22 protein-coding genes are annotated in these 23,130 nt (G+C 62.7%); 3 read left to right on the forward strand and 19 right to left on the reverse strand.

Annotation, left to right across the window (positions count from 1 at the left end; genetic code table 11):
• Window positions 1-103 precede the first annotated feature (103 nt).
• Window positions 104-529: a DUF2269 domain-containing protein gene (locus Q6A48_RS17295; protein ID WP_304555358.1), complete on the reverse strand. Its 426-nt coding sequence runs from the start codon at window positions 527-529 to the stop codon at window positions 104-106.
• Between the two features lie 52 nt (window positions 530-581).
• Window positions 582-2,096 (reverse strand): threonine ammonia-lyase, biosynthetic, encoded by a 1,515-nt coding sequence (gene ilvA / locus Q6A48_RS17300; protein WP_304555359.1) that lies wholly within the window; start codon window positions 2,094-2,096, stop codon window positions 582-584.
• A 137-nt stretch (window positions 2,097-2,233) separates the two neighbouring features.
• On the opposite strand from ilvA, the gene rpiA reads away from it, so the two are divergent.
• Entirely contained in the window at window positions 2,234-2,908 is a 675-nt protein-coding gene (gene rpiA / locus Q6A48_RS17305) for a ribose-5-phosphate isomerase RpiA (RefSeq protein ID WP_304555361.1), read from the forward strand.
• 141 nt (window positions 2,909-3,049) lie between these two features.
• On the opposite strand, the gene Q6A48_RS17310 is transcribed toward rpiA, so the two are convergent.
• From Q6A48_RS17310 to Q6A48_RS17325, 4 genes are all read right to left on the reverse strand, one after another.
• Window positions 3,050-3,964 carry an SdiA-regulated domain-containing protein gene (locus Q6A48_RS17310; protein ID WP_304555362.1) on the reverse strand — a complete coding sequence of 305 codons (915 nt, stop codon included), beginning with the start codon at window positions 3,962-3,964 and terminating at the stop codon, window positions 3,050-3,052.
• A gap of 111 nt (window positions 3,965-4,075) precedes the next feature.
• Complete coding sequence (locus tag Q6A48_RS17315; protein ID WP_304555363.1) at window positions 4,076-5,008, reverse strand: SdiA-regulated domain-containing protein; 933 nt, start codon at window positions 5,006-5,008, stop codon at window positions 4,076-4,078.
• 244 nt (window positions 5,009-5,252) lie between these two features.
• Complete coding sequence (locus Q6A48_RS17320; RefSeq protein WP_304555364.1) at window positions 5,253-5,918, reverse strand: fumarylacetoacetate hydrolase family protein; 666 nt, start codon at window positions 5,916-5,918, stop codon at window positions 5,253-5,255.
• Between the two features lie 39 nt (window positions 5,919-5,957).
• The gene (locus tag Q6A48_RS17325; RefSeq protein ID WP_304555365.1) at window positions 5,958-7,352 is read right to left on the reverse strand and encodes a D-2-hydroxyglutarate dehydrogenase; all 1,395 of its coding nucleotides are present in this window, start codon (window positions 7,350-7,352) and stop codon (window positions 5,958-5,960) included.
• 206 nt (window positions 7,353-7,558) lie between these two features.
• Here Q6A48_RS17325 and serA point away from each other — a divergent pair, with 206 nt between their 5' ends.
• On the forward strand, window positions 7,559-8,788 hold the full coding sequence (gene serA / locus Q6A48_RS17330; protein ID WP_304555366.1) for a phosphoglycerate dehydrogenase: 1,230 nt from the start codon (window positions 7,559-7,561) through the stop codon (window positions 8,786-8,788).
• Between the two features lie 191 nt (window positions 8,789-8,979).
• Here serA and Q6A48_RS17335 read toward each other — a convergent pair whose 3' ends face one another.
• The gene (locus Q6A48_RS17335) at window positions 8,980-9,405 is read right to left on the reverse strand and encodes a DUF4399 domain-containing protein (RefSeq protein WP_304555367.1); all 426 of its coding nucleotides are present in this window, start codon (window positions 9,403-9,405) and stop codon (window positions 8,980-8,982) included.
• 133 nt (window positions 9,406-9,538) lie between these two features.
• Between Q6A48_RS17335 and Q6A48_RS17340 the strand changes: the two genes are divergently transcribed.
• A complete protein-coding gene (locus Q6A48_RS17340) occupies window positions 9,539-10,105 on the forward strand; it encodes a transporter substrate-binding domain-containing protein (protein WP_304555368.1) in 567 nt (188 codons plus the stop codon).
• A gap of 158 nt (window positions 10,106-10,263) precedes the next feature.
• Here Q6A48_RS17340 and Q6A48_RS17345 read toward each other — a convergent pair whose 3' ends face one another.
• The 12 genes from Q6A48_RS17345 to Q6A48_RS17400 all read right to left on the reverse strand — a co-directional run bounded on the left by Q6A48_RS17345 (window position 10,264) and on the right by Q6A48_RS17400 (window position 22,655).
• Window positions 10,264-10,890, reverse strand: coding sequence for a class I SAM-dependent methyltransferase (locus Q6A48_RS17345; RefSeq protein WP_304555369.1), 627 nt, complete (start codon window positions 10,888-10,890; stop codon window positions 10,264-10,266).
• Between the two features lie 102 nt (window positions 10,891-10,992).
• Window positions 10,993-11,637 (reverse strand): methionine ABC transporter permease, encoded by a 645-nt coding sequence (locus Q6A48_RS17350; RefSeq protein WP_304555371.1) that lies wholly within the window; start codon window positions 11,635-11,637, stop codon window positions 10,993-10,995.
• On the reverse strand, window positions 11,627-12,751 hold the full coding sequence (locus tag Q6A48_RS17355; RefSeq protein WP_304555372.1) for a methionine ABC transporter ATP-binding protein: 1,125 nt from the start codon (window positions 12,749-12,751) through the stop codon (window positions 11,627-11,629). Before Q6A48_RS17355 ends, Q6A48_RS17350 begins: the two co-directional genes overlap by 11 nt.
• Before the next feature lie 2 nt (window positions 12,752-12,753).
• Window positions 12,754-13,563, reverse strand: a complete 810-nt coding sequence (locus tag Q6A48_RS17360) for a MetQ/NlpA family ABC transporter substrate-binding protein (RefSeq protein WP_304555373.1) — start codon at window positions 13,561-13,563, stop codon at window positions 12,754-12,756.
• 161 nt (window positions 13,564-13,724) lie between these two features.
• Window positions 13,725-15,083 (reverse strand): LLM class flavin-dependent oxidoreductase, encoded by a 1,359-nt coding sequence (locus Q6A48_RS17365; RefSeq protein WP_304555374.1) that lies wholly within the window; start codon window positions 15,081-15,083, stop codon window positions 13,725-13,727.
• Window positions 15,083-16,276, reverse strand: a complete 1,194-nt coding sequence (locus tag Q6A48_RS17370) for an SfnB family sulfur acquisition oxidoreductase (protein WP_304555375.1) — start codon at window positions 16,274-16,276, stop codon at window positions 15,083-15,085. Before Q6A48_RS17370 ends, Q6A48_RS17365 begins: the two co-directional genes overlap by 1 nt.
• 23 nt (window positions 16,277-16,299) lie before the next feature.
• On the reverse strand, window positions 16,300-17,541 hold the full coding sequence (locus tag Q6A48_RS17375; protein ID WP_304555376.1) for an SfnB family sulfur acquisition oxidoreductase: 1,242 nt from the start codon (window positions 17,539-17,541) through the stop codon (window positions 16,300-16,302).
• 345 nt (window positions 17,542-17,886) lie between these two features.
• Window positions 17,887-18,651 carry a hypothetical protein gene (locus Q6A48_RS17380; protein ID WP_304555377.1) on the reverse strand — a complete coding sequence of 255 codons (765 nt, stop codon included), beginning with the start codon at window positions 18,649-18,651 and terminating at the stop codon, window positions 17,887-17,889.
• 476 nt (window positions 18,652-19,127) lie between these two features.
• The gene (gene tcyN / locus Q6A48_RS17385; protein ID WP_304555378.1) at window positions 19,128-19,889 is read right to left on the reverse strand and encodes an L-cystine ABC transporter ATP-binding protein TcyN; all 762 of its coding nucleotides are present in this window, start codon (window positions 19,887-19,889) and stop codon (window positions 19,128-19,130) included.
• A gap of 3 nt (window positions 19,890-19,892) precedes the next feature.
• Entirely contained in the window at window positions 19,893-20,558 is a 666-nt protein-coding gene (tcyL, locus tag Q6A48_RS17390; RefSeq protein ID WP_304555379.1) for a cystine ABC transporter permease, read from the reverse strand.
• A complete protein-coding gene (gene tcyJ / locus Q6A48_RS17395) occupies window positions 20,558-21,352 on the reverse strand; it encodes a cystine ABC transporter substrate-binding protein (protein ID WP_304555380.1) in 795 nt (264 codons plus the stop codon). Before tcyJ ends, tcyL begins: the two co-directional genes overlap by 1 nt.
• A 304-nt stretch (window positions 21,353-21,656) precedes the next feature.
• On the reverse strand, window positions 21,657-22,655 hold the full coding sequence (locus Q6A48_RS17400; protein WP_304555381.1) for a D-cysteine desulfhydrase: 999 nt from the start codon (window positions 22,653-22,655) through the stop codon (window positions 21,657-21,659).
• Window positions 22,656-23,130: the final 475 nt, after the last annotated feature.

The following is a 23,130-nucleotide window of genomic DNA, read 5'->3' on the forward strand; positions in this document are numbered from 1 at the left end:
AGCCCCTATCGCGAGCAAGCTCGCTCCCACAGGGGATTTGCGTCGATCACAGAACCCTGTGGGAGCGAGCTTGCTCGCGATAAAGGCAACACAGTCCAAAGCCTTAAACCGGCTTGGCCCCCATCAACCCTGCAATGGCGATAAAGCAGAGAACACTGAACAACGCCAAGGCAAAGGTAAACTTGCCACTACCTCCCGGCGCCCTGCGCAATGTGTTCAGCCGCACCAGCAGCCAGAACCCCGCCAGCGCCGCCAGGGTATAAAGCACGCTGGAAGCCAGCAGCCAGGTCTGCCCCAGTGGCCAGCCGACCTGATGCACCATCTGCCAGCCGGTGAACGGCAGGCTCGCCAGGGACAGGCCCATCGCCAGCCAGACAAACAGCCGAGGGCGTTGCAGGGTACGGGCCGGTGCCGTGGCATCGCCATTGCGGCGTGTCCGCCAGACCCAGATGGCCAGCCCCACCGCGCCCGCCAGGAGCAGTACCGTGGCGACGACGTGAGCGATCTTCAGCGCAGTCAGCGTTTCCATCGTTCGATTTCCTCAAGTCCTGCCCAATAGCCTAGCCCCGATCCTGGCTTTATCAGCCCAGGAACAGCTGGTACGCCGGGTTGTCGCTTTCATCCCAGTAGGGGTAGCCGATTTCCTCCAGCGCCGCCGGCACCAGGTGGCGCTCATCGTGAGGCACTTGCAGCCCGGCGACGACGCGGCCATCCGCCGCGCCGTGATTGCGATAGTGGAACATCGAGATGTTCCAGCGCCCGCCCAGCTTGTTGAGAAAGTTGAACAGCGCGCCCGGGCGTTCCGGGAATTCGAAGCGCAGCACCACTTCGTCGATGACGTGGGCCGCGTGCCCGCCGACCATGTGGCGGATGTGCAACTTGGCCAATTCGTTGTCGGTCAGGTCCAGCACCGGGAAGCCCTGCTCGGTCAGGCTGGCGATCAGCGCCGTGCGCGGGTCGTTTTCCGGGTGCGTCTGCACGCCCACGAAGATGTGGGCTTCGCTGCCGGTGTTGTAGCGGTAGTTGAATTCGGTGATCTGGCGCTTGCCGATGGCTTCGCAGAAAGCCTTGAAGCTGCCCGGCTGCTCGGGGATGGTCACCGCGATGATCGCCTCGCGGCCTTCGCCCAGTTCGGCGCGCTCGGCCACGTGGCGCAAACGGTCGAAGTTGACGTTGGCGCCGGAATCGATGGCCACCAGGGTCTGGCCGCTGATGGCTCGGGACTCGACGTACTTCTTGATCCCGGCCACGCCCAAGGCACCGGCAGGTTCGGTGATCGAGCGGGTATCGTCGTAGATATCCTTGATTGCAGCGCAGATCTCGTCGGTGCTGACGGTGATCACTTCATCCACATAGTGCTTGCAAATGTCGAAGGTGTGCTGGCCGATCTGTGCCACGGCGACGCCATCGGCAAACAGCCCCACCGTCGGCAGCACCACGCGCTCACCGGCGGCCAGGGCCGCTTGCAGGCAATTGGAGTCGTCCGGCTCGACGCCGATGACCTTGATGTCCGGCCGCAGGTATTTCACGTAGGCCGCGATCCCGGCGATCAACCCGCCACCGCCCACCGGGACGAAAATCGCGTCCAGGCGCCCGGGGTGCTGGCGCAGGATTTCCATCGCTACCGTGCCCTGCCCGGCAATGGTGTGGGGATCGTCATACGGGTGGATGTAGACGTAGCCCTTTTCGTCGACCAGTTTCAGCGAGTAGGCCAGGGCTTCAGGGAACGAGTCGCCGTGCAACACCACCTTGCCGCCACGGGAGCGCACGCCTTCGACCTTGATCTCCGGGGTGGTCTTGGGCATCACGATGGTGGCCTTGACCCCCAGCACCTTGGCCGCCAGGGCCAGGCCCTGGGCATGGTTGCCCGCCGAGGCCGTGACCACGCCGCGGGCGCGCTCCTCGTCGCTGAGCTGGGTCAGCTTGTTGTAGGCCCCACGAATCTTGAACGAGAACACCGGCTGCAAGTCTTCGCGCTTGAGCCAGATGTCGTTGCCCAGCCGTTCGGACAACTGGCGAGCGGTCTGCAGCGGGGTTTCTACGGCAACGTCGTAAACGCGCGAGGTGAGGATCTTTTTGACGTACTGTTCAAGCATCGGAAAGCATCACTGGGCGGGTTGGGCAGGGCCAAGGAGTCTAACCCGGCTTTTGGCCGGGCGACCACACGAATCCCGAGGTTTTGTTGGGTTATACTCGCGCCCCTCTTAACTCCCTGCCCGTTTTCGGAGCCCGCATGACCCAGGATCAACTCAAACAGGCCGTGGCCCAGGCCGCCGTCGACCTCATCCTCCCGAAACTGGATGACAAGAGCATCGTCGGGGTCGGCACCGGCTCCACGGCCAACTGCTTCATCGACGCGCTGGCCAGGCACAAGGGCGCATTCGATGGCGCGGTCGCCAGCTCCGAGGCCACCGCCGCGCGGCTGAAGGGCCACGGGATCCCGGTGTACGAGCTCAACACCGTGAGCGACCTGGAGTTCTACATCGACGGCGCCGATGAAAGCGACGCGCACCTGAACCTGATCAAGGGCGGCGGCGCGGCCCTGACCCGCGAGAAGATCGTCGCCGCCGTGGCCAAGACGTTCATCTGCATCGCCGATGCCAGCAAGCTGGTGCCGGTGCTTGGCGCGTTCCCGTTGCCGGTGGAAGTCATCCCGATGGCTCGCAGCCATGTCGCCCGCCAACTGGTCAAGCTGGGCGGCGACCCGGTCTACCGTGAAGGCGTGCTGACCGACAACGGCAACATCATCCTGGACGTGCACAACCTGCAGATCACCCACCCGGTGGAGCTGGAAAGCCAGATCAACGCCATCGTCGGCGTGGTCACCAATGGCCTGTTCGCGGCGCGCCCGGCCGATGTGCTGTTGTTGGGCACGGCTGAAGGGGTGAAGACCCTGCGGGCGGAATAACCTGCTCTCTTGAGTGAAGCAACCCTTGTGGGAGCGAGCTTGCTCGCGATAGCGGTCTAGCCGGCACATTAATGTTGGCCGGCATACCGCTATCGCGAGCAAGCTCGCTCCCACATTGGTTTGTTGTTCAGGATCAGTGGCTCAAGGCTGCGGCTTCTTGAACACATAGAACAGGTTCGGCTCGCTCACCAGGTACAAAGTGCCGTCGTCGTCCATGGCGAGGCCTTCGGCCTGGGGCACGGTCTGCTGCAAGCCCTGGCGCCCCTTGCTCAGCGACAACGTGCTGAGCGGGCGGCCGTCGATATCCAGTTCGATGATCAATCGCGATTCCTCCGACAGCGCCAGCAAGTGACCGCTGCGCTCATCGTATTGCAGGCTGGAAAGGTCGCGCACGAACAGGCCGGCATCGCGCTTGGGGTTGTTGATCACATGGACCGCGTAGGACTTTTCTGGATTCAGATGGGGAAACCCGTGCACTTCATAAATCAGCATCGGGTCGCGTTCCTTGGCCACGAATAGCCGCTTGCCCACCGAGTCGTAGGCCAACCCTTCGAACCCCTTGTTGCTGCTCATGTGCACGCCGAGGGTCATCTGCTCGGCGTCGGCGGCGTCGAGGAAGCGGGTGTCCTGGTCCAGGTGGATCTTGATCAGCCGCTGCTGGCGTTCGTCGGTGATGACGTAGGTGTCTTCGCTGATGAACTCCACCGCTTCCGGGTCGCCGAAGCCCACCAGGGCGATGCGCCGCAGGATCCGGCCATCGAGTGACAGCTCCACCAGCTCCGGATTCTGGTTGGTGACGGTGAACAGGCTCTTGCGTATCGGATCGAAGGTCAGCGCCGAGACATCGTCGGCCAGGCCCTCGATGACCTGTGCTTCCACCGTGACCCGGTACTGGTCCAGTGCAATGGCCTGCCCGTGGGCGGGGCTCCAGAGAGCATTGAGGTTGAACCAGGCGCGCTCGAACAGGCGCAGGTGCTGTCCCACTGCGATCGCGGCGATCAGGGCGATGGCCAGCAGCATCAGGATCAGGGGCTTGGGGCGGGCGAATCGACGCATGTTGGGGTGGGCTCGGATAAGAACAGGCGGCTGAAATATCACGACTACCTGAACTGAAGCTTAATGGCCGTGTGCCACACCCTACAGCGAAGGAGGAATAATCCTACAAGGTCAGCGTTGTTTTTCGAAACGATAGAACAGATTCGGTTCGCTCACCATGTACAGGTTGCCCGCCTCATCGACGGTGACGCCCTCGGCGCGAGGGATCGTGTCCTTCAGGCCGTTGAAGCCGCCCAGCAGGGTCATGAAGCTGACCTGGTCGCCTTTCTCGTCGAGCTCCAGCAGCAGATGGGAATCGGCCGAAAGCACCAGCATGTGACCGGTGCGAGGGTCGATCGCCAGGGCCGAGAGGTTGCGCAGGTCCAGCTCATTGCTGACATGGATCTGCTTGTCGCCCTTGAGCGATTGGCTGCCGTCGCTTTTCCAGGTGAACAGCGCCGGTGGCCGTTCTTCACCCAGCACCAATTGTTGGTTGCGCGGGTCCCAGACGATCCCTTCGAAGCCCTTGTTCTGGTTCTTCGACGGGCCCAGGTCGTAGCGCGGGAAATCGGTACTGTTCAGCTCGCGGGTGTCGGCCCCCACCTGGACGATCGACAGGCTGTGATCGCGCTCATCGGTAATCGCCAGCAGGCCGTTCTCCATATAGGTCACGCCCTCCGGGTTGCTCCAGCCCACCAGCGGCATCTTGCGCAGCACGTCGCCCTGCAGGGAAAGCTCCACCAGGAACGGATTCTTGCCCATGACGGCGAACAATGTCCTCGTCTGCGGGTTGTAGGTCACATCGGACGCCTCGTCCTTCTCCATGCCAGGCAGCGGCTTGGCGTCGATCACGGCGCGATAGTCCGGCAGCCAGACACTTTCCTGGCGCTGGGCCGGGCTTTGGAAGCGTTCCGCCAGCCAGAGCAGGCCGCGGTCATCCCAGTGCATCGCGAACACCAGGCCATAGGCCGCGGCCACGGCCAGCAATGACCAGGCATACCAGGGCAGGGCGAAGCGGGAACGACGGGCGGGCTTGGTGGTGGACAGCGCGTGGGGTTTGGCCATGGGGAGAATGCGTTCCAGGGAATTCGGGCTAAGGGAATGGCTGGCTCAGATGCCGCATTCGCCGGAATTATCCGGGTGGCATGTGAAAAAACAGTAAAACGACAGTCTTCAGGAAGAAAGCCAGACACCTGTGGGAGCGGGCTTGCTCGCGAATACGGTGTGTCAGTCGACCTTTATGTGTCTGATGCGCCGCATTCGCGAGCAAGCCCGCTCCCACATTTGATGCTGAGGTAACAAAACCGCGTTAGCGAACGCTGCTCTCGAAGCGGCTCGCGCCCGGCAGTTCCAGCACCAATTCATCGCCGGCATTCAGCGGCCCGACACCGGCCGGGGTGCCGGTGAGGATCACGTCGCCGGCCTGCAGCGAGAAGCAGCCGGCCATGTACTGGATCATCGGCACGATGGGGTTGAGCATCAGGCGGCTGTTGCCGTCCTGGCGCACTTCGCCGTTGATGGTCAGGCGCACGGGGATGTCGGTGAGGTCGGCAAAGGTGCTGCTGGGCACGAACGGCGCGATCACGGCCGCGCCGTCGAACGACTTGGCGACTTCCCAGGGCAGGCCCTTGGCCTTGAGCTCGGCCTGCTTGTCCCGAAGGGTCAGGTCCAGGGCCGGGGCGAAGCCGGAGATGGCGTCGAGGATTTCCTCGGCACTCGGCCGTGTCGACAGCGGCTTGCCGATCAGCACGGCGATCTCTGCCTCGTAGTGCACCGCGCCGCGCTCGGACGGAATGCTGAAGCCGCCTTCCAGCGGCACCACGCAACTGCCCGGCTTGATGAACAGCAGCGGTTCAGTGGGCACCGGGTTATCCAGTTCCTTTGCATGTTCGGCGTAGTTGCGGCCAATGCACACCACTTTTCCCACCGGGAAGTGAATGCGTGTGCCGTCGACGTACTGGTGCTGATAGCTCATTACCGACTCCTGCTGCTGAAATTCAGGTGGTTCAAGGGGTCAAGCCGCGAAGATCTTGCCCGGGTTCATGATGCCGTTCGGGTCGAAGACCGCCTTCACGGCCTTCATGTATTCGATTTCCACGGGCGAACGACTATAGGCCAGGTAGTCGCGCTTGGTCATGCCCACGCCATGTTCGGCCGAGATCGAGCCGTTGTACTTCTCGACGATCTCGAACACCCACTTGTTCACCGTGGCGCATCTGGCGAAGAACTCGTCCTTGCTCAGGTTCTCCGGCTTGAGGATGTTCAGGTGCAGGTTGCCGTCGCCGATGTGGCCGTACCAGACGACTTCGAAATCCGGGTAATGTTTGCCAACGATGGCGTCAATTTCCCGGAGGAAATCCGGGACTTTCGACACCGTGACCGAAATGTCGTTCTTATATGGCGTCCAGTGGGAGATGGTCTCGGAGATGTACTCGCGCAGTTTCCACAGGTTCTGCAACTGGGTTTGGCTCTGGCTCATCACGCCGTCCAGCACCCAGCCCTGTTCCACGCAGTGCTCGAAGGTTTCCAGCGCCTGGTTGGCAACGTCTTCGGTGCTGGCCTCGAACTCCAGCAGGGCATAGAACGGGCAGTCGGTCTCGAACGGCGCCGGCACGTCACCGCGACCGAGGATCTTGGCCAGGGCCTTGTCGGAGAAGAATTCGAAGGCGGTCAGGTCGAGCTTGCCCTGGAAGGCGTGCAGCACCGGCATGATCGAGGCGAAGTCCGGCGTGCCGAGCACCATCGCCGTGAGGTTCTTCGGCGCCCGGTCCAGGCGCAGGGTGGCCTCGACCACGAAACCGAGGGTGCCCTCGGCGCCGATGAACAATTGGCGCAGGTCGTAGCCGGTGGCGTTCTTGATCAGGTCCTTGTTCAGTTCCAGCAGGTCGCCCTTGCCGGTGACGACCTTCAGGCCTGCTACCCAGTTGCGGGTCATGCCGTAGCGAATGACCTTGATCCCGCCGGCATTGGTGGAAATGTTGCCGCCAATCTGGCTCGAACCGGCCGAGGCGAAGTCCACCGGGTAGTACAGCCCGTGCTCCTCGGCCTTGTTCTGCAACTGTTCGGTGATCACGCCTGGCTGGCACACGGCGGTGCGGTCGGTGAGGTTCACGTCGAGGATCTGGTTCATGTAGTCGAACGACACCACCACTTCGCCATGGGCGGCCACGGCGGCGGCAGAGAGCCCGGTACGTCCACCCGAGGGTACGAGGGCGACCTGGCGGGTGTTGGCCCAGCGCACGATGGCCTGCACCTGCTCGATGCTCTTGGGGAAGACGATCGCGCTTGGCGCGGGGGCGAAATGCCGGGTCCAGTCCTTGCCGTAAGCGTTCAGGGAGTCGGCGTCGGTCAGGACCTTGCCGGGCTCGACCAGGGTCTTCAACTCAGCTATCAGGTCAGGAATGGTCATCGACAGAACTCTCGAACAATTCATGGTCATCCTGAGAACGCTTCACGTCGCAGGAATGAGTGATTAGCAGGGTCGGTATGCTAGCATACCGACCCCGCAGCGTAGTGCCCAACGGCTGTTCTGCGGCGACGGCTGTCACGCCGGTCGGGCCAGCCCCGCGCTGTCCGATTCCCTGCCATTTTTCCCCGGGACACAGGTTTACGCAGATGAGCAAGACTTCTCTCGATAAGAGCAAGATCAAGTTCCTTCTTCTCGAAGGCGTCCACCAATCGGCTGTCGACGTCCTCAAGTCGGCGGGCTACACCAGCATCGAGTACATCACCAGTTCTCTGCCGGAAGCCCAGCTCAAGGAAAAGATCGCCGATGCTCACTTCATCGGCATTCGCTCCCGCACGCAATTGACCGAAGAGATCTTCGACCACGCCAAGAAACTGGTCGCGGTCGGCTGCTTCTGCATCGGCACCAACCAGGTTGACCTCAACGCGGCCCGCGAGCGCGGCATCGCGGTGTTCAACGCGCCGTACTCCAACACCCGTTCCGTTGCCGAACTGGTGCTGGCCGAAGCGATCCTGCTGCTGCGTGGTATCCCCGAGAAGAACGCTTCCTGCCACCGTGGCGGCTGGATCAAGAGTGCGGCCAACTCCTTCGAGATCCGCGGCAAGAAGCTGGGGATCGTCGGCTACGGCTCGATCGGCACCCAACTGTCGGTCCTGGCCGAAGGCCTGGGCATGCAGGTCTACTTCTACGACACCGTGACCAAGCTGCCGCTGGGCAACGCCACCCAGGTCAACGACCTGCACGAGCTGCTGGGCATGTCCGATATCGTCACCCTGCACGTGCCGGAAACCCCCGCCACCCAGTGGATGATCGGCGAGAAGGAAATCCGCGCCATCAAGAAGGGCGGGATCCTGATCAACGCCGCCCGTGGCACCGTGGTCAAGCTCGAAGCCCTGGCCGAAGCGATCAAGGACAAGCACCTGATCGGCGCCGCCATCGACGTGTTCCCGGTGGAGCCGCGCTCCAACGACGACATCTTCGAAAGCCCGCTGCGCGGCCTGGACAACGTGATCCTGACCCCGCACATCGGTGGCTCCACCGCTGAGGCGCAAGCCAACATCGGCCTGGAAGTGGCGGAAAAGCTGGTCAAGTACAGCGACAACGGTACGTCGGTATCGTCCGTCAACTTCCCGGAAGTGGCCCTGCCAGCTCACCCTGGCAAGCACCGCCTGCTGCACATCCACGAAAACATCCCGGGTGTGATGAGCGAGATCAACAAGGTCTTCGCCGAAAACGGCATCAACATTTCCGGCCAGTTCCTGCAGACCAACGAGAAAGTCGGCTACGTCGTGATCGACGTCGATGCCGAATATTCGGACCTGGCGCAAGAGAAACTGCAGCACATCAAGGGCACCATCCGGTGCCGCGTGCTGTTCTAAGCCGGCCTGGCCTGCAGTGAAAAACGGGAGCCCGCAGGGGCTCCCGTTTTTTTATGACACAACCTGGAAACCTGTGGGAGCGAGCTTGCTCGCGATGGCGGCATGTCAGCCAATATTAACGTGTCGGACAGACTGTCATCGCGAGCAAGCTCGCTCCCACAGGGGGCTGTGTTGGGCCAGCCGATAGGCCGTTACTTCACATTCACCGTGATCTTCTTGGAGACGATGGGCGGATCGAACGGCATGTGGCCGCTGTCGCCCAGTTCCAGTTGCAAGGTGTGCTTGCCCGGGGCCAGTTTGATGATCTCCTCGGTCTGGGCCTTGCCGAAGTGCATGTGGTTGGCGTCGTTCGGAATCGCTGCGCCGGCGGCCGGCAATTGGTCGACGTCGATCAGCAGGTGGTGATGCCCGGTATTCTTGGTCACGTCACCTGCCGGCGCCAGTGCGATACCCTTGACGCCGAACTTGACCTTGAATTCCTGGGGGACAGTGGCCCCGTCGGCCGGGGAAACGATGAATACTTCAGCGCCCTTGGGGGCGGGAGTCGCGGCGGTCGCCAGCATCGAAGCGCCCAGCAACAGGCTGGCCAACGCGGTACGAGACATAAAGCTTTTCATTTTTTTCTCCAGTTTTTTCATGAAATCCGCAGGGTCATGACAACTTCATGACCAATCGTTGTCGAAGGCTGCAACAACCATAGCAAAGCGAGCCTGAAACGAGCGTCGCTTGTATAAATACCAAGGAGTGACCATGCGTTTCCTGCCTGGCCTGATCTGCCTGCTACCCCTTTTGAGCCCTTTGGCTCATGCCGAGTTGATCGACGACATCAACGACCGTGGCGAGCTGCGCATCGCCCTGGAGGCCAATGCCGCGCCGTTCAATTTCAAGGAAGACGGCAAGCTCACCGGTTTCGAAGTGGAACTGGGCCAAATGCTCGCCAGTGAGCTGGATGTGCGCGCCGACTTCGTGGTCACCGATGCCGCGGACCTGCTGACCGGTGTGGAAAGCGGCAAGTACGACGTCGCCATCAACCACATAGCAATGACCCCGGAACTGGCCGAACGTTTCGACACCAGTGCCGCTTACAGTCAACCGGATGCGCAATGGTTGGCGAGCAAGGATGAAACCCAGCGCCCGCTGATGATGGCGCAGTCTTTCCAGCCAGAGGAAAAGAGTGGCCCGGCGCCGCACCTGGTGATCCCGTTCCAGAAGGGCAACCCGGCGTTCAAGGCCAGCCTGGACAACGCACTGGGGCGTATCAAGGATGACGGGAGGCTGGAGCAGTTGTCGCAGAAGTGGTTGAAAGAGCAGGAATGATTCAAGCACCGTCCTTTGTGGCGAGGGGATTTATCCCCGCAGGGGTGCGAAGCGCCCCTATGCAAGCGCTGCATTCCATTTGAAGCGCCGAGACAGCGGCTACTAGGGGTGCTTCGCACCCCAACGGGGATAAATCCCCTCGCCACAGGGGTTAGTCCTCAATTTTTACGCCACACACTCGCCAGCCACGGCTGTTGCTCGCGCGGCAGCCCCGCCGGTCGGTAGTAGTGCTCCAGTTCGACGAAGCCGGCCTCGCTGAGCAATGCGCGCCAAGCCTCCAGGTCGTGGTAGGCGCCGAAACGCTGGCCATTCCAGCCTTCCTGGTTCTCGCCTCGCGGGTTGGAGCTGAACAGCACGCCGCCGGGCTTGAGCGTGGCATGCAATTGCGCCAGCACCCGAGGCAGCTCCTGGACGGGAACATGAAAGAGCACCGCGTTGGCGAAAATCCCGTCAAAGTGCTCGGCCGGCAGGTCTAGCGCCAGGAAGTCCTGTTGCCACACTTCACAACCGCTGTCCTGGCGCGCCATCCGGGCGAACGCTTCCGAGCCGTCGAGGCCGACCGCGACATGGCCCATGGCTGTGAATGTGCGAAGGTCGCGCCCCGGGCCGCAGCCGAAATCCAGGATGTGCAGCGGTGCTTGGCCCTGGATGTGCCGCAGCAAGGCGTCGATGTTCTGGCTGACATCGTGGTCGCGGGTATCTTCGCGGAAGCTCTCTGCCACGGCGTTGTAATGGCCCAGGGTCGTGGCGGTGATGGCGTGCAGGTCGTCGGTGGTGTGTTTCATGGTCAAGGGCTTGGGTGGGGAGTGTCAGTTGACTATACCGCAAGCCTCCTGACCGCTTCGCGGCCAATCGCGAGCAAGCTCGCTCCCACAATGAACCGCGTTTCAGCGCTTGTTCAAGCCCCGCGCCAGGCGGTCCCCACCCACCTGGATCAGCGCCACCAGTGCCACCAGCAACACGATCACCGTGAGCATGATCTGGCTGTCGAAACGCTGGTAGCCGTAGCGGTAGGCGATGTCGCCCAGGCCGCCGGCGCCGATGGCCCCGGCCATCGCCGAGGAGTTGATCATGGTCACCAGGGTGATGGTGAAGCCGCCGACGATGCCCGGCAGCGCTTCGGGCAGCAGCACGTGCCAGACGATGTGCCAGCGCCGGCAACCCATGGCCTGGGCGGCCTCGATCAACCCATGGTCGACCTCCCGCAGGCTGACCTCGGCGATGCGGGCGAAGAACGGCGTGGCGGCGATGGTCAGCGGCACCACGGCGGCCCAGACGCCGTAGGTGGTGCCGACGATCAGCCGGGTGAACGGGATCAGCGTCACCATCAGGATCAGGAAAGGGATCGAGCGGAACAGGTTGACGAATGCGCCCAGGGCCTTGTTCAAGGCGGGCGCTTCATAGATGCCGCCCTTGCCGCTGGTGACCAGGATCACCGCCAGCGGTATGCCCGCCAGCAACGCGATCAGCGACGACACCCCGACCATCAGGAACGTGTCGATAAAGCCCTGCAATAACCGATCAAACCACATAACCCAGCACCTCCACCCGTTGTGCCCAATCGCCCGCTCGCTGCCGCAGTTCCTCGGCGCCCCACGACGAGCCGCTCACCGCCAATAGCAATTGCCCCAGCCCGTGGCCCTGGATCCGTTCGATGCCGCCGTGCAGCAAGCGCACTCGCCCGCCGAGGGCGTTGAACAGGGCGGCGAGGTCGGGCTCGTGCTGGTCGATGCCGGTGAACTGCAAGCGCAGCACGGTCGCCGCTTGCGCCGAGGCCGGTTGCGCTTGCAAACGGTTTTGCAGTTCCTCGGGCACCGCGTGTTGCAAGGGCGCGAGCAGCGTCTTGCTGACGGCATGCCGGGGGTTGCCGAACACTTCCCAGACCGGTCCCTGCTCGACGATCCGGCCTTGTTCGAGCACCACCACCCGGTCGCAGACTTCGCGAATCACCGCCATTTCATGGGTGATCAGGACGATGGTCAGGCCCAGGCGCTGGTTGATCTCGCGCAGCAGCCCGAGGATCGACTGGGTCGTCTCCGGGTCCAGGGCCGAGGTGGCTTCGTCGCAGAGCAGGATCTGTGGGTCATGGACCAGCGCCCGGGCGATCCCGACGCGTTGTTTCTGCCCGCCCGAGAGTTGCGCCGGGTAGGCCTGGTGCTTGCCTTGCAGGCCGACCAGTTCCAGCAGTTCACGGACCTTTCGTTGGCGTTGGTCCTTGGGTACGCCCGCCACCTTCAGCGGCAATTCGACGTTCTGCCACACGGTCTTGGCCGACATCAGGTTGAAATGCTGGAAGATCATGCCGATGCGCCGGCGCAGTTGCACCAAGTGGTCCTCATCGAACTGGCCGATGTCCACCTGGTCGATCAGCACCCGTCCACTGCTCGGTTGTTCGAGGCGGTTGATGGTGCGGATCAGCGATGACTTGCCCGCGCCACTGCGGCCGATGATGCCGAACACCTCGCCGCGCTGGATCGCCAGGTCGATGCCTTGCAGGGCGGCCACCGGGCCCTGGGCGCCGTCGTAGGTCTTGCCCAGGCCGATGAAGCGCACATGGGCACGGTTCAGATCCGGGTGCAGTTCGGTCGGGTCGGCGCTCGCCGGGGCGGGGGCTTGCTCGCGAAGCCTGGCGTTGATGGCATTCATGTTCAACCTTCCCAACCGGCCTGGTAGAGCTTGCCGTGGGCCTTGTCGAGGGCCGCACGAACGGCGGGCGAGTGCTGGTAGATATCGACGAACTTGGCCAGCCTGGGGTCGTCCTTGCTCTTGGGCTGGATCACGAACTGGATCACGTACTCCTTGTGATCGAGGCCATCGAACAGCAGGGCCGACGTGGCATCGAAGGTTTTCGCCAGGCGGATGTAGGCCGGGTAGCCCTGCACCAGGTCGGCGTCGTCATAGGCGCGCACCAGTTGCACGGCTTCGACCTGGAGGATCCTGAGCTTCTTCGGGTTGGCGATGATGTCGTCTTCGGTGGCCTTGTAGCCCACCCCGGGCTTGAGGCTGATCAGCCCGGCCTTGGCCAGCAGTTGCAGGCCACGACCGCTGTTGATCGGGTCGTTGGCAATGGCCACGCTCGCGCCCTCGGGCAACTCGTCGAAGCTTTTGTATTTCTTCGAATACAGGCCGACGTTGTTGATGATCCCCGGGGCAAAGGGCACCAGGTCGAACCCGGCGGCGGCCTTGGCGTTTTCCAGGAACGGGATGTGCTGGAAGTAATTCACATCGATATCACCGGCGGCCAGGCTGACATTGGGTGCGATCCAGTCGCTGAACTCCACCAGCTCGACTTTCAGGCCTTGCTTGCCGGCCTCCTCGACGGCGGCCTCCAGGGGAATGGCGAAGGCGGCGGTGGTGTCGATCTTCAAGGGGCCATCGGCGGCGAACAGGGCCGAGCTGAACAGGCCGAGGGTCAGGGCCAGTGCTTTGACTGGCAGGGTCAGGCGTTGCTTGGTCATGTCGGGTATTCCAGTCATTAATGGGGCGGTGCGTTTTTTGTGGCGAACACAGCCCTGTGGGAGCAAGGCTTGCCCGCGATGAAGTTGATGCGGTCTCTCAAAAACCGAGGTGTCTGCATCGCGAGCAAGCTTTGCTCCCACAGTGCCTTGCTCCCGCAATGTCAGTGCCGATAGCTCGAACCGGTGTGTTGCTCGGGTAAATGAGCTTCTGCGCGAAACAGTTTTTCGCGCAGGGTGCCGTTGTCATATTCGGTCTTGTAAGAACCGCGCCGTTGCAGTTCGGGGATCACCAGGTCGATGAAGTCGGCGTAGCTCTGGGGTGTCACGATGCGGGTCAGGTTGAAGCCATCGAGGCCGGTCTCGGCGATCCACGATTCCAGTTCATCGGCCACCTGTTCGGGCGAGCCGACCACGGTGATGTAGCGACCGCCCAGAGCGTGCTGTTCGAGCAACTTGCGCCGGGTCCAGTCGTTGTTCTGCAGGGTCTTGGTCGCGGACTGGATGGCGTTGCTCTTCACGTACTGGATCGGTTCGTCCAGGGTGTATTCGGAAAAATCGATCCCCGTCGACGCGGAGAAATGCGCCACCCCGGCCTCGGCGCTGGCGTAGCCCAGGTACTCGGCATGCTTGGCCCAGGCGGCGGCTTCGGTCTCGCCGACGATCACGTTCAGGCCCATGAACACCTTGATGTCGTCAGGGTTGCGCCCGGCCTCGACGGCACTGGCGCGGACCTTGTCCACCTGGCTCCTGGTCGCCGGTTTGTTCTGGCCGCTGATGAACACGCATTCGGCATGCCGCCCGGCAAATAGCAAGCCCCGTTCCGAACTGCCGGCCTGGAACAGCACCGGCGTGCGCTGGGGCGACGGTTCGCAGAGGTGATAGCCCTCGACCTGGTAGAACTCGCCGTGGTGCCGGACCTTGTGGACTTTTTCAGGTTGCGCATAAATCCGCCGTTCGCGGTCGTTGAGCACCGCGCCGTCTTCCCAACTGCCCTCCCACAGCTTGTAGAGCACTTGCAGGTACTCGTCGGCCTGGTCGTAGCGGCGGTCGTGCTCGACCTGCGCGCTCAAGCCCATGGCTTTGGCGGCGCTGTCCAGGTAGCCGGTGACGATGTTCCAACCGACCCGGCCGCGACTCAGGTGGTCGAGGGTGCTCATGCGCCGGGCGAACAGGTACGGCGGTTCGTAGGTCAGGTTCGCGGTAAGGCCGAAACCCAGGTGGCGGGTCACGGCGGCCATCGCCGAGACCAGCAGCAGCGGATCGTTGACCGGCAGCTGGATCGACTCCTTCAGCGTGACGTCCACCGACTGCTGGTAGACGTCATAGACGCCGACGATATCGGCGATGAACAGCCCGTCGAAGAGCCCGCGCTCGAGCAATTGCGCCAGGCCGGTCCAGTATTCCAGGGTGTTGTACTGGGTCGAGGTGTCCTCGGGGTGCGTCCACAGGCCATGGTTGATGTGCCCGATGCAGTTCATGTTGAACGCATTGAGGAGGATCTTTTTCTTGCCGGCCGCCATCAGATCGTCCCCCGCAGCGGCGGCTTCTCGTCGTTGAGATAGAAGTTGCCCACCGCATGGTATTTCCAGCGCACCGGGTCGTGCAGGGTATGCACGCGGGCATTGCGCCAGTGCCGATCGAGGCCATGTTCGGCGAGCGTCGCCTGGCTGCCGGCCAGTTCGAACAGGGTGCTGCCGGCGGCCAGGGACACTTCGGTGCTGATGGCGCGGGCCTCGGCCACGGCGATCGAGGCGGCGGCGACCGTGTCGGCATTCGTGTCGGCCTGGGCCTGGTCGAGGCATTCGCCGGCCCGTTCCAGCAGGGCTTCGGCGGCGTGCAGGCGAACGCTCAATTGGCCGAAGCTCTTGAGGGTGTGCGGGTCTTCGGTGGCGACGTCGCTGGTGGCGTCGATCCAGGGCCGGGTCTTGGTGCGGACGAACTGCAAGGCATCTTCGTAGGCCGCGCGGGCGATGCCGGTGTCGATGGCGGCGTGGAGAATCTGTGCCAGCGGCCCTACCGGGGTCGGGCGCTCGAAGGCGCTCTGGAACGGCACGATGTCCTCGGCGGCGATCTGGACGTCCTCGAACACCACCGACCCACTGCCGGTGGTGCGCTGGCCGAAGCCGCTCCAGTCGTCGATCACCGTCAGGCCCTGGCTGTCGCGAGGGACGAACGCCAGTTGCTGCACGCCGTTTTCATCCACCACCGAGGTGGGAATGCGCTGGGCGTAGATCGCCCCCGTGGCGTAGAACTTGCGCCCGTTGATGCGATAGCCGCCGCCATCGCTGCGCAGTTGGGTGGTGCGGTCGTGGGCGGTCTTGGTGCCCAGCTCGGCCAGTGCGTTGCCAAAGCGCTGGCCGGCCAGCACCTCGGCGTACAGCCGTTGCTTCTGCGCTTCGCTGCCGTTTACCCGCAGCACTTCCAGGGCGTAGTAGTGGTTTTGCGGAATCTGCCCAAGGGACCCGTCGGCCTGGGCGATCAGGGCGATGACCTTGGCCAGGGTGACGTTGGACACCCCGGCGCCGCCATAGGCCTTCGGTACGCTGATGCCCCACAAGCCGGAACGGGAAAACGCTTCCAGTTCCGGATGCGGCAGGCGGCGCTCCCGGTCGCGCAGGGCGCTGTCGCGCTTGAAGTCATCGGCCAGGTCGCTGGCCACGATCAGGGCTTGTTCATCGCTGGTGATCACCGCGACGTGATGGGAAAGCGTCATGTGCTGCTCCAGAGGTCGGGTCGTCAGATCCAGGAATGCCGGGCCGGCAAGCTGCCGTTGAGGCGATAGGCGCCGATGGCGTGGTACTTCCAGCGCACCGGGTCGTGCAGGGTATGGACCCGCGCGTTGCGCCAGTGGCGGTCGAGGTTGAATTCGGCGAGGGTGGCGCGGCTGCCAGACAGCTCGAAGAGTTTTTCGCTGGCTTGCAGGGCGATCTCGGTGGTCAGCGCCTTGGCTTCGGCCACGGCAATCGAAGCGTGGGCCGCCGATTGCGCGGTGACCGGGGCGGCCGTGACCTGGTCCAGCACTCGTCCGGCCTTGCGCAACAGCGCTTCGGCGGCATGCAATTCGATTTTCAATTTGCCGATGTCGGCGATCACATAGGGATCGTCGCTGGCTCGCTCGACCTTGGCGTCGATCCAGGGCCGGGCCCGCTCGCGCACGAAGGCGATCGCATCGTCGAGGGCACCCCGGGCGATCCCGGCATCGATGGCTGCCTGGATCAGTTGCGAAATCGCGCCCTGGACGTTCGGCACGTCGTTGATGCGCCAGTTGTCGAGGACGAGTTCGGCCTCGACCCGCACATTGTTCAGCAGCACCGTGCCGCTGGCCGTGGTGCGCTGGCCGAAACCCGACCAGTCGTCGACGATGCGCAGCCCCGGGGTGCCGCGCCGCACGAACGCCAGCACCTGCCGGCCCTGGTCATTCAAGGCCTTGACCGCCACCCAATGGGCGAACAGCGCGCCGGTTGAATAGAATTTCTGGCCGTTGATGACGTAGTCGTCACCGTCGGCGGTGATCCGCGCCTTGAGTTCAAGGGTATGGCGAACGCCTCGTTCTGGCCCGGCGTTACCGATGCGCGAGCCTTCGAGCACGCTTTGCAGCAGGATCTGTTTTTGCCGTTCGGTGCCAGTGCCGAGAATCAGTTGGAGCACGCCGAACTGGTTCTGGGGAATCTGCCCGAGGGCCGGGTCGGCAGCGGAAATGATCGCGAACACGTCGGCGAGGGTGACGAAGGAAACCTGTGGGCCGCCGTATGCCCGGGGAAGGGTGATGCTGCCCAGGCCGCTGCGGGTGAACTGTTCGATTTCCGACCAGGGCAACTTGCGTTGCTGGTCGCGGCGTGCGGCCTGCTGGCGAGCGACGCGGGCCAGTTCGTGGGCGGCTTCGATCGCCTCGGCATCGTTGCGCAGCACGTGTGCGGGCAACAGCAGCGGTGCGATGTCCAGGTCGCTGTGGACATTTGCCTGGGCCAAGTCCGACATTACAGCCACTCCGTGGCTGCTGGCAGTGCCTGGGTGCACTGCGCTGGGGTGTTTGTGTTCCGTACCATACCCACCTCACATCTCTGAAAAACGCCGCGATGAAGGCGGCGAGCAAAAAAATCAAGAATGTCCGGTGGTCCGGTGCATATACCCTAAACGCGTATAAATAATTTATGAACTAACTTTTGGGAATATAAATAGAGAGATTTTGCCGAGCGCCTTGTGGTGAGGGGATTTATCCCCGTCGGCTGCGACTCCCTGCATGGGTTAAGCAGGAGGCCGCTGCATTGGGGCTGCCGCGCAGCCCTACGGGGATAAAGCCCCTCGCCACATCGCCTCACAGACTTACGTTCGGGGGGACTCGGCAACCATGAGGGCTTCTTTCGCCGGGGTTTTCAGGTACGCATTGGCGCAACCGATCTTCAACGTCCGCGGCGGTGCCCATTGGGAGTTGTTGCCCACGCGGTCGAGGATGCAATAGCTCACTTCCAGGCGCAGATCCTCGCCCGCTTCGAGGATGAGCTGCGGCGGCACCCACACGTGGATCGGCTGGCCCACCTCGCTCGGTTTGATTCGCGGCAGGTCCATGCGCACGTCGCCCCAGCGCAGGGTGATCGCGTCGTCGGCCGCCATGTTCAGGTAGGGTTCGATCGTCAGCGGTACGCCGCGCTTGACCTGGCTCGGGTTCACGCCCTTGCGGCGAATGGTCTCGGGGATGCGCACCGGCGCCAGCCCCTGGTTTTCATCACCGCTCAAGGCGGACGGCTGGCCGCCGGGGCAATCGAGCTTCACCTGCACCTTTCGCGTGGCGGACAACGCCGGCCCGCGCCCGACCTGCATCACCCGATAGTGCAGGTGCGCGGTGCCATGGACGATGAAGCTCTCGGGCACTCGCAACGTGACGCTGCCCGGGAGATCCTCCGGCGCCAGCAGGCGGGAACCCACGTAGCAGTTGTCCCAGAACAGTTCGATCAGGTCGCCGGCGTCCATGCCGGGGTAGGGGGCGATGGCGACCTCCAGGCAGGCGGCGCTGGTGATGTTGATGCCGGCGGGATGGGCATTGGCCAGGGTCGGTGCGGCCAGCCCGGGAAGATTCGACGTACATGTCATGGTGTTCTCCTTGATGCTTAAAACGAAGTCCGTTTCGGGAAGATCAAAGGCGCGGGTGTTCGCGACATATTTTTAGTCGTGCACAGTTATTGAAACAAATGACGATTAATGGCTGCGCAGAATTAAAAAAGTGTGCCTCGCCTGTGAGACAGGACACTAGATAAGGGCTCGTCAGTTTCGGTGTCAATAGAGCAACTTGCCGAATAAAACATTGAACCAGGCTTCAGAATGTTCCTACGCACTAATGTCAGGAAAGCTCCGCGGTAAAGTTACTTTTCCTCGGATTATTCCGTTATGACGCCCGCTGGTTGGGCATCTTATTGCGGTAATGAATGGCAATGAAGCAACGGGAATGTTGCGCCGTAGGCAGGGATGGTCGACGCTTTTATTCAGCATGGAAGTTGCAAGTTGTATCGTGATAACAGGTGCGAGAGGGGGTGTTAACTTCCGTCCCTGGAAGTTTGCAGGGGACTAACTTACTGCGCCTCATGTCCGGCGGAGAGGAACTTGCTGAGGAACTGCCGGGTGCGTTCTTCCCGGGGCGCTGCGAACAAGGCCTTGGCTTCGCCTTGCTCGACGATCACGCCCTTGTCGAAGAACACCACGCGGTTGGCCACGTCACGGGCGAAGCCCATTTCGTGGGTCACGATGACCATGGTGCGTTTTTCCTCGGCCAGGCCGCGAATGGTTGCCAGCACCTCACCCACCAGTTCCGGGTCGAGGGCCGAGGTCGGCTCGTCGAACAGGATGACCGCAGGTTCCATCGCCAGCGCCCGGGCGATCGCCACGCGCTGCTGTTGGCCACCGGACAGGCGCCGTGGGTAGGCGTCTTCCTTGCCGGCCAGGCCGACCTTGGCCAGCAGCTTGCGCCCCAATGCCTCGGCGTCGGCCCGGGGCGTCTTCTTCACCACCAGCGGGCCTTCGGTGACGTTTTCCAGGGCGGTGCGATGGGGAAACAGGTTGAAGTTCTGGAACACGAAGCCCACCTGCTGGCGCAAACGGCGCACCAGGCCCTGTTGCTGGCTCAGTGGGCGGCTGCCATCGATCTCGATGTCGCCGACCTTGATCCGGCCACTGCTGGGTTCTTCGAGGAAGTTCAGGCAGCGCAGGAAGGTGGTCTTGCCCGAGCCACTGGGGCCGATGATCGCGACCACTTCGCCTTCTTCGATCTTCAGGTCGATGCCGTTGAGCACCACCTGGCCCTTGAACTGTTTCGTCAGTTTTTCCACGACAATCATGGGTCAGGACTCCTGGTCATGCCGATTGACCCGGGCTTCCAGGACGTTCTGCAAGTGCGCGAGCACGCTCGCCAGAATCCAGTAGATCAGCGCGGCGGCAAGGTACATGGTGAAGATTTCGAAGGTCCGCGCGGTGATCAACTGCGCCTGGCGGAACAGCTCCGGTACCTGGATGGTCGCCGCCAGCGCGGTGTCCTTGACCAGGGAAATGAAGCTGTTGCCCAGCGGTGGCAGGGCCGTGCGCGCGGCTTGCGGCAGGATGGCCCGGCGCAGGGTCTGCGCCCGGGTCATGCCGATGCTCGCCGCGGCTTCCCACTGGCCGCGCTCGATGGAGCTGATGGCGGCCCGCAGGATTTCACACGCATAGGCCGCCATGTTCAGCGAGAAGCCGATCAGGGCCGCCGGCAGCGGGTCCAGTTCGATACCCAGTTGCGGCAATCCGTAATAGATCACGAACAACTGCACCAGCAACGGCGTACCGCGAAAGAACGACACGTAGACGCGAGCGATCCAGCTCACCAGCTTGAAGCGCGACAGGCGCATGAGCGCCAGGCCGAAGCCCAGCAGCAAGCCGAAGAACATGCCGCCCAGGCTGAGGAAGATCGTGTAGTACGCGCCCTTGATCAGGAAGGGCGCGGAATCCAGTGCGAGTTGAAAAGCCGCTTCCATTATTTCGTGACGTCAGCGTTGAAGTACTTCTGCGAGATCTTGGCGAGGGTGCCGTCGGCGCGCAATTTGTCGATGGCCTTGTTGACCGCGTCCAGCAACTCTGGCTCGCCTTTGCGCAGCGCGATGCCGGCTTCCTGGCGAGAAAACGCTTCGCCGGCGGCCGTGGTGTCCTTGGCTTTCTTGGCATATTCCAGCGCGGCGAGGCGGTCGATCAGGATGGCGTCGATGCGGCCAACGCGCAGGTCCTGGAACTTGGTCGGATCATCTTCATAGGTACGCACGTCAGCGCCGGGTACGTTGGCTTTGACCCACTGTTCATAGTTAGTGCCCAGGCCTACACCGACCTTCTTGCCAGCCAGGTCGGCGGCGGTCTTGATGGTGTCCTGGTTCTTGGTCAGCACCAGCGCCTGGATACCGGAAACGGTATAGGGCTGGGAGAAGTCATACTTTTTCTTGCGCTCTTCGGAGATGGTCACCTGGTTGATTACCGCGTCCAGGCGCTTGGATTCCAGCGCCGCGAGGATCCCGTCCCACTTGGTTGGCTGCAGTTTGACCTTCACGCCCAGCTCTTTGGCCAGGGCTTCGGAAAACTCCACTTCGAAACCGGTCAGCTTGCCGTCGGCGTCGACGAAGCTGAACGGCGGGTAGGTGCCTTCCAGGCCGACGTTGATCACGCCTTTGTCCTTGATTGTTTGCAACTGCTCACCGGCAACCGCTTGCCCCAACAGGCCGGCACTCAATGCCAGGCCCAGCGAACCTACCAACAGGTTGCGACGTAGTGCGGAAAAATTCATGACAAGCCCCTGTGTTTTCTTATGAAGAGGTTATTTTGGCTGAGATAAGGCGTAGCCGCGATCCGAAAAGATTGCCACATCCTGCCTTAAAGCAGTCTGGGCGTCTCGCGGCAAATGCGCTTGCGGCGAGACTATAGGGTGGCTTTTATAGATTGGAAAATAATATTAAATCAAGCGCATATGCCTATCAGGAATGAATGACCTTGTGGGAGCGAGCTTGCTCGCGATGGCAGTGGATCAGCCTACTTATTATTGGGCTGACACGCCGTCATCGCGAGCGAGCTCGCTCCCACAGAAGTCTCCACTAAACCTGGAACGCCGCGTCATAGGCAAACAACGCTGGCGCGCCGCCGGTATGCAGGAAGATGATCGGGCCGTCGTCGAAGCGGTCGCGACCGATACCGTCGAGCAGCCCGGCCATGGCCTTGCCGGTGTAGACCGGATCGAGCAGCAGCCCTTCCTGGCTGGCCAGCAGCTTGACCGCCGCCAGTGTCCCGGCGTTGGGTTCACCGTAGCGGGGGGCGAAATATTCGTCCCACAGGGTCACTTTGAACGCGTCTGGAAGGGTGACTTCGAGCAACGCTGCCGTGCGCTCGGCCAGGCCCTGGACCTTCGGAAACTGGTCTTCCTCGCTGCGCGAAACCGTGACGCCGATGACAGGCAGCGCCGGCAGGGCTTCGCTCAGCGCCAGCGCCAGGCCGCTGTGGGTGCCGGCACTGCCCGAGGCCAAGACCACGGCGGCGAATTCAAGCCCGGTGTCCTTGATCTGTTCGGCCAGTTCCAGGCCGGCGCGCACATACCCCAGCGCGCCCAAGGCATTGGAGCCGCCAATCGGGACCAGGTAGGGCTTTTTCCCGTTGCTGCGCAGGCGCGCGGCGAGGGCTTGCAGTTGCTCATCGGCGTTGTCCAGGTTGGCGACCTGCTCGACCTTGGCGTCGAACAGCTCCAGCAGCAACCGGTTGCCGTTGCCCAGGTAGTTGCTGTCCTCGGTGCCGATGGGATTTTCCAGCAAGGCCACGCAACCCAGGCCCAGCCTGGCCGCCAGGGCCGCGGTCTGGCGCACATGGTTGGACTGGATCGCCCCGGCGGTGATGAGGGTGTCGGCGCCTTGCGCGATGGCATCGGCGGCCAGGTATTCGAGCTTGCGCAGCTTGTTGCCACCCAGCGCCAGGAGCGTCAGGTCGTCGCGCTTGATATAGACGTCACGGCCGAGCCAGGTGGAGAGGCGCTCGAGTTTTTCCAGCGGTGTGGGATGGCCGAGCAGGTCGAGACGGTTAAAGCGGGACAGCTGTTCTTTGATCATCGGTCGGTACTGGTGGTAGGCGATGGCTGGACTATAGGCACGCGGATATTCGGGGGCAACCAGCATGTTTTATTGGAGCTTGGATCGGGCGACACCGTCGTCGGTTTGCCCTGCCCTTGACCTGTGGGAGCGGGCTTGCTCGCGAAAGCGATCTACCTGTAGCGATGAGGTTGGATAGGCCGACGCCTTCGCGAGCAAGCCCGCTCCCACAGGGGCGGCCGCTAGTGAACGAATGCTCCCCAATCAACGTCATACCCTCCCGTAGGCTAGTGTAGGAAACGTGCCGTCGGGCCGTGCGATTAGTCCTTAGCATCCTATCCATGTTTAAATTGAACGCTCATTCAAGTTAAACCGCCGGTTTGCTGCCCGCTCACAACAGGAGGCTTGCCTTTGCCGAGTCCGTTTTCGACCTTCGCCTTTTCGTCTTGCGGGACGCTGCGCCCATGAGTGCCTCGTCCCTTCCACCCAGCGGCCT

Origin of the sequence: Pseudomonas citrullilanati, assembly GCF_030580855.1 — a bacterium.
GTDB classification, from domain to species: domain Bacteria; phylum Pseudomonadota; class Gammaproteobacteria; order Pseudomonadales; family Pseudomonadaceae; genus Aquipseudomonas; species Aquipseudomonas citrulli.

Coding starts and splice junctions, on each gene's coding strand:
- Q6A48_RS17295 (WP_304555358.1), bottom strand. CDS start 529: ATGGAAACGCTGACTGCGCTGAAGATCGCTCACGTCGTCGCCACGGTA.
- ilvA (WP_304555359.1), bottom strand. CDS start 2,096: ATGCTTGAACAGTACGTCAAAAAGATCCTCACCTCGCGCGTTTACGAC.
- rpiA (WP_304555361.1), top strand. CDS start 2,234: ATGACCCAGGATCAACTCAAACAGGCCGTGGCCCAGGCCGCCGTCGAC.
- Q6A48_RS17310 (WP_304555362.1), bottom strand. CDS start 3,964: ATGCGTCGATTCGCCCGCCCCAAGCCCCTGATCCTGATGCTGCTGGCC.
- Q6A48_RS17315 (WP_304555363.1), bottom strand. CDS start 5,008: ATGGCCAAACCCCACGCGCTGTCCACCACCAAGCCCGCCCGTCGTTCC.
- Q6A48_RS17320 (WP_304555364.1), bottom strand. CDS start 5,918: ATGAGCTATCAGCACCAGTACGTCGACGGCACACGCATTCACTTCCCG.
- Q6A48_RS17325 (WP_304555365.1), bottom strand. CDS start 7,352: ATGACCATTCCTGACCTGATAGCTGAGTTGAAGACCCTGGTCGAGCCC.
- serA (WP_304555366.1), top strand. CDS start 7,559: ATGAGCAAGACTTCTCTCGATAAGAGCAAGATCAAGTTCCTTCTTCTC.
- Q6A48_RS17335 (WP_304555367.1), bottom strand. CDS start 9,405: ATGAAAAGCTTTATGTCTCGTACCGCGTTGGCCAGCCTGTTGCTGGGC.
- Q6A48_RS17340 (WP_304555368.1), top strand. CDS start 9,539: ATGCGTTTCCTGCCTGGCCTGATCTGCCTGCTACCCCTTTTGAGCCCT.
- Q6A48_RS17345 (WP_304555369.1), bottom strand. CDS start 10,890: ATGAAACACACCACCGACGACCTGCACGCCATCACCGCCACGACCCTG.
- Q6A48_RS17350 (WP_304555371.1), bottom strand. CDS start 11,637: ATGTGGTTTGATCGGTTATTGCAGGGCTTTATCGACACGTTCCTGATG.
- Q6A48_RS17355 (WP_304555372.1), bottom strand. CDS start 12,751: ATGAATGCCATCAACGCCAGGCTTCGCGAGCAAGCCCCCGCCCCGGCG.
- Q6A48_RS17360 (WP_304555373.1), bottom strand. CDS start 13,563: ATGACCAAGCAACGCCTGACCCTGCCAGTCAAAGCACTGGCCCTGACC.
- Q6A48_RS17365 (WP_304555374.1), bottom strand. CDS start 15,083: ATGGCGGCCGGCAAGAAAAAGATCCTCCTCAATGCGTTCAACATGAAC.
- Q6A48_RS17370 (WP_304555375.1), bottom strand. CDS start 16,276: ATGACGCTTTCCCATCACGTCGCGGTGATCACCAGCGATGAACAAGCC.
- Q6A48_RS17375 (WP_304555376.1), bottom strand. CDS start 17,541: ATGTCGGACTTGGCCCAGGCAAATGTCCACAGCGACCTGGACATCGCA.
- Q6A48_RS17380 (WP_304555377.1), bottom strand. CDS start 18,651: ATGACATGTACGTCGAATCTTCCCGGGCTGGCCGCACCGACCCTGGCC.
- tcyN (WP_304555378.1), bottom strand. CDS start 19,889: ATGATTGTCGTGGAAAAACTGACGAAACAGTTCAAGGGCCAGGTGGTG.
- tcyL (WP_304555379.1), bottom strand. CDS start 20,558: ATGGAAGCGGCTTTTCAACTCGCACTGGATTCCGCGCCCTTCCTGATC.
- tcyJ (WP_304555380.1), bottom strand. CDS start 21,352: ATGAATTTTTCCGCACTACGTCGCAACCTGTTGGTAGGTTCGCTGGGC.
- Q6A48_RS17400 (WP_304555381.1), bottom strand. CDS start 22,655: ATGATCAAAGAACAGCTGTCCCGCTTTAACCGTCTCGACCTGCTCGGC.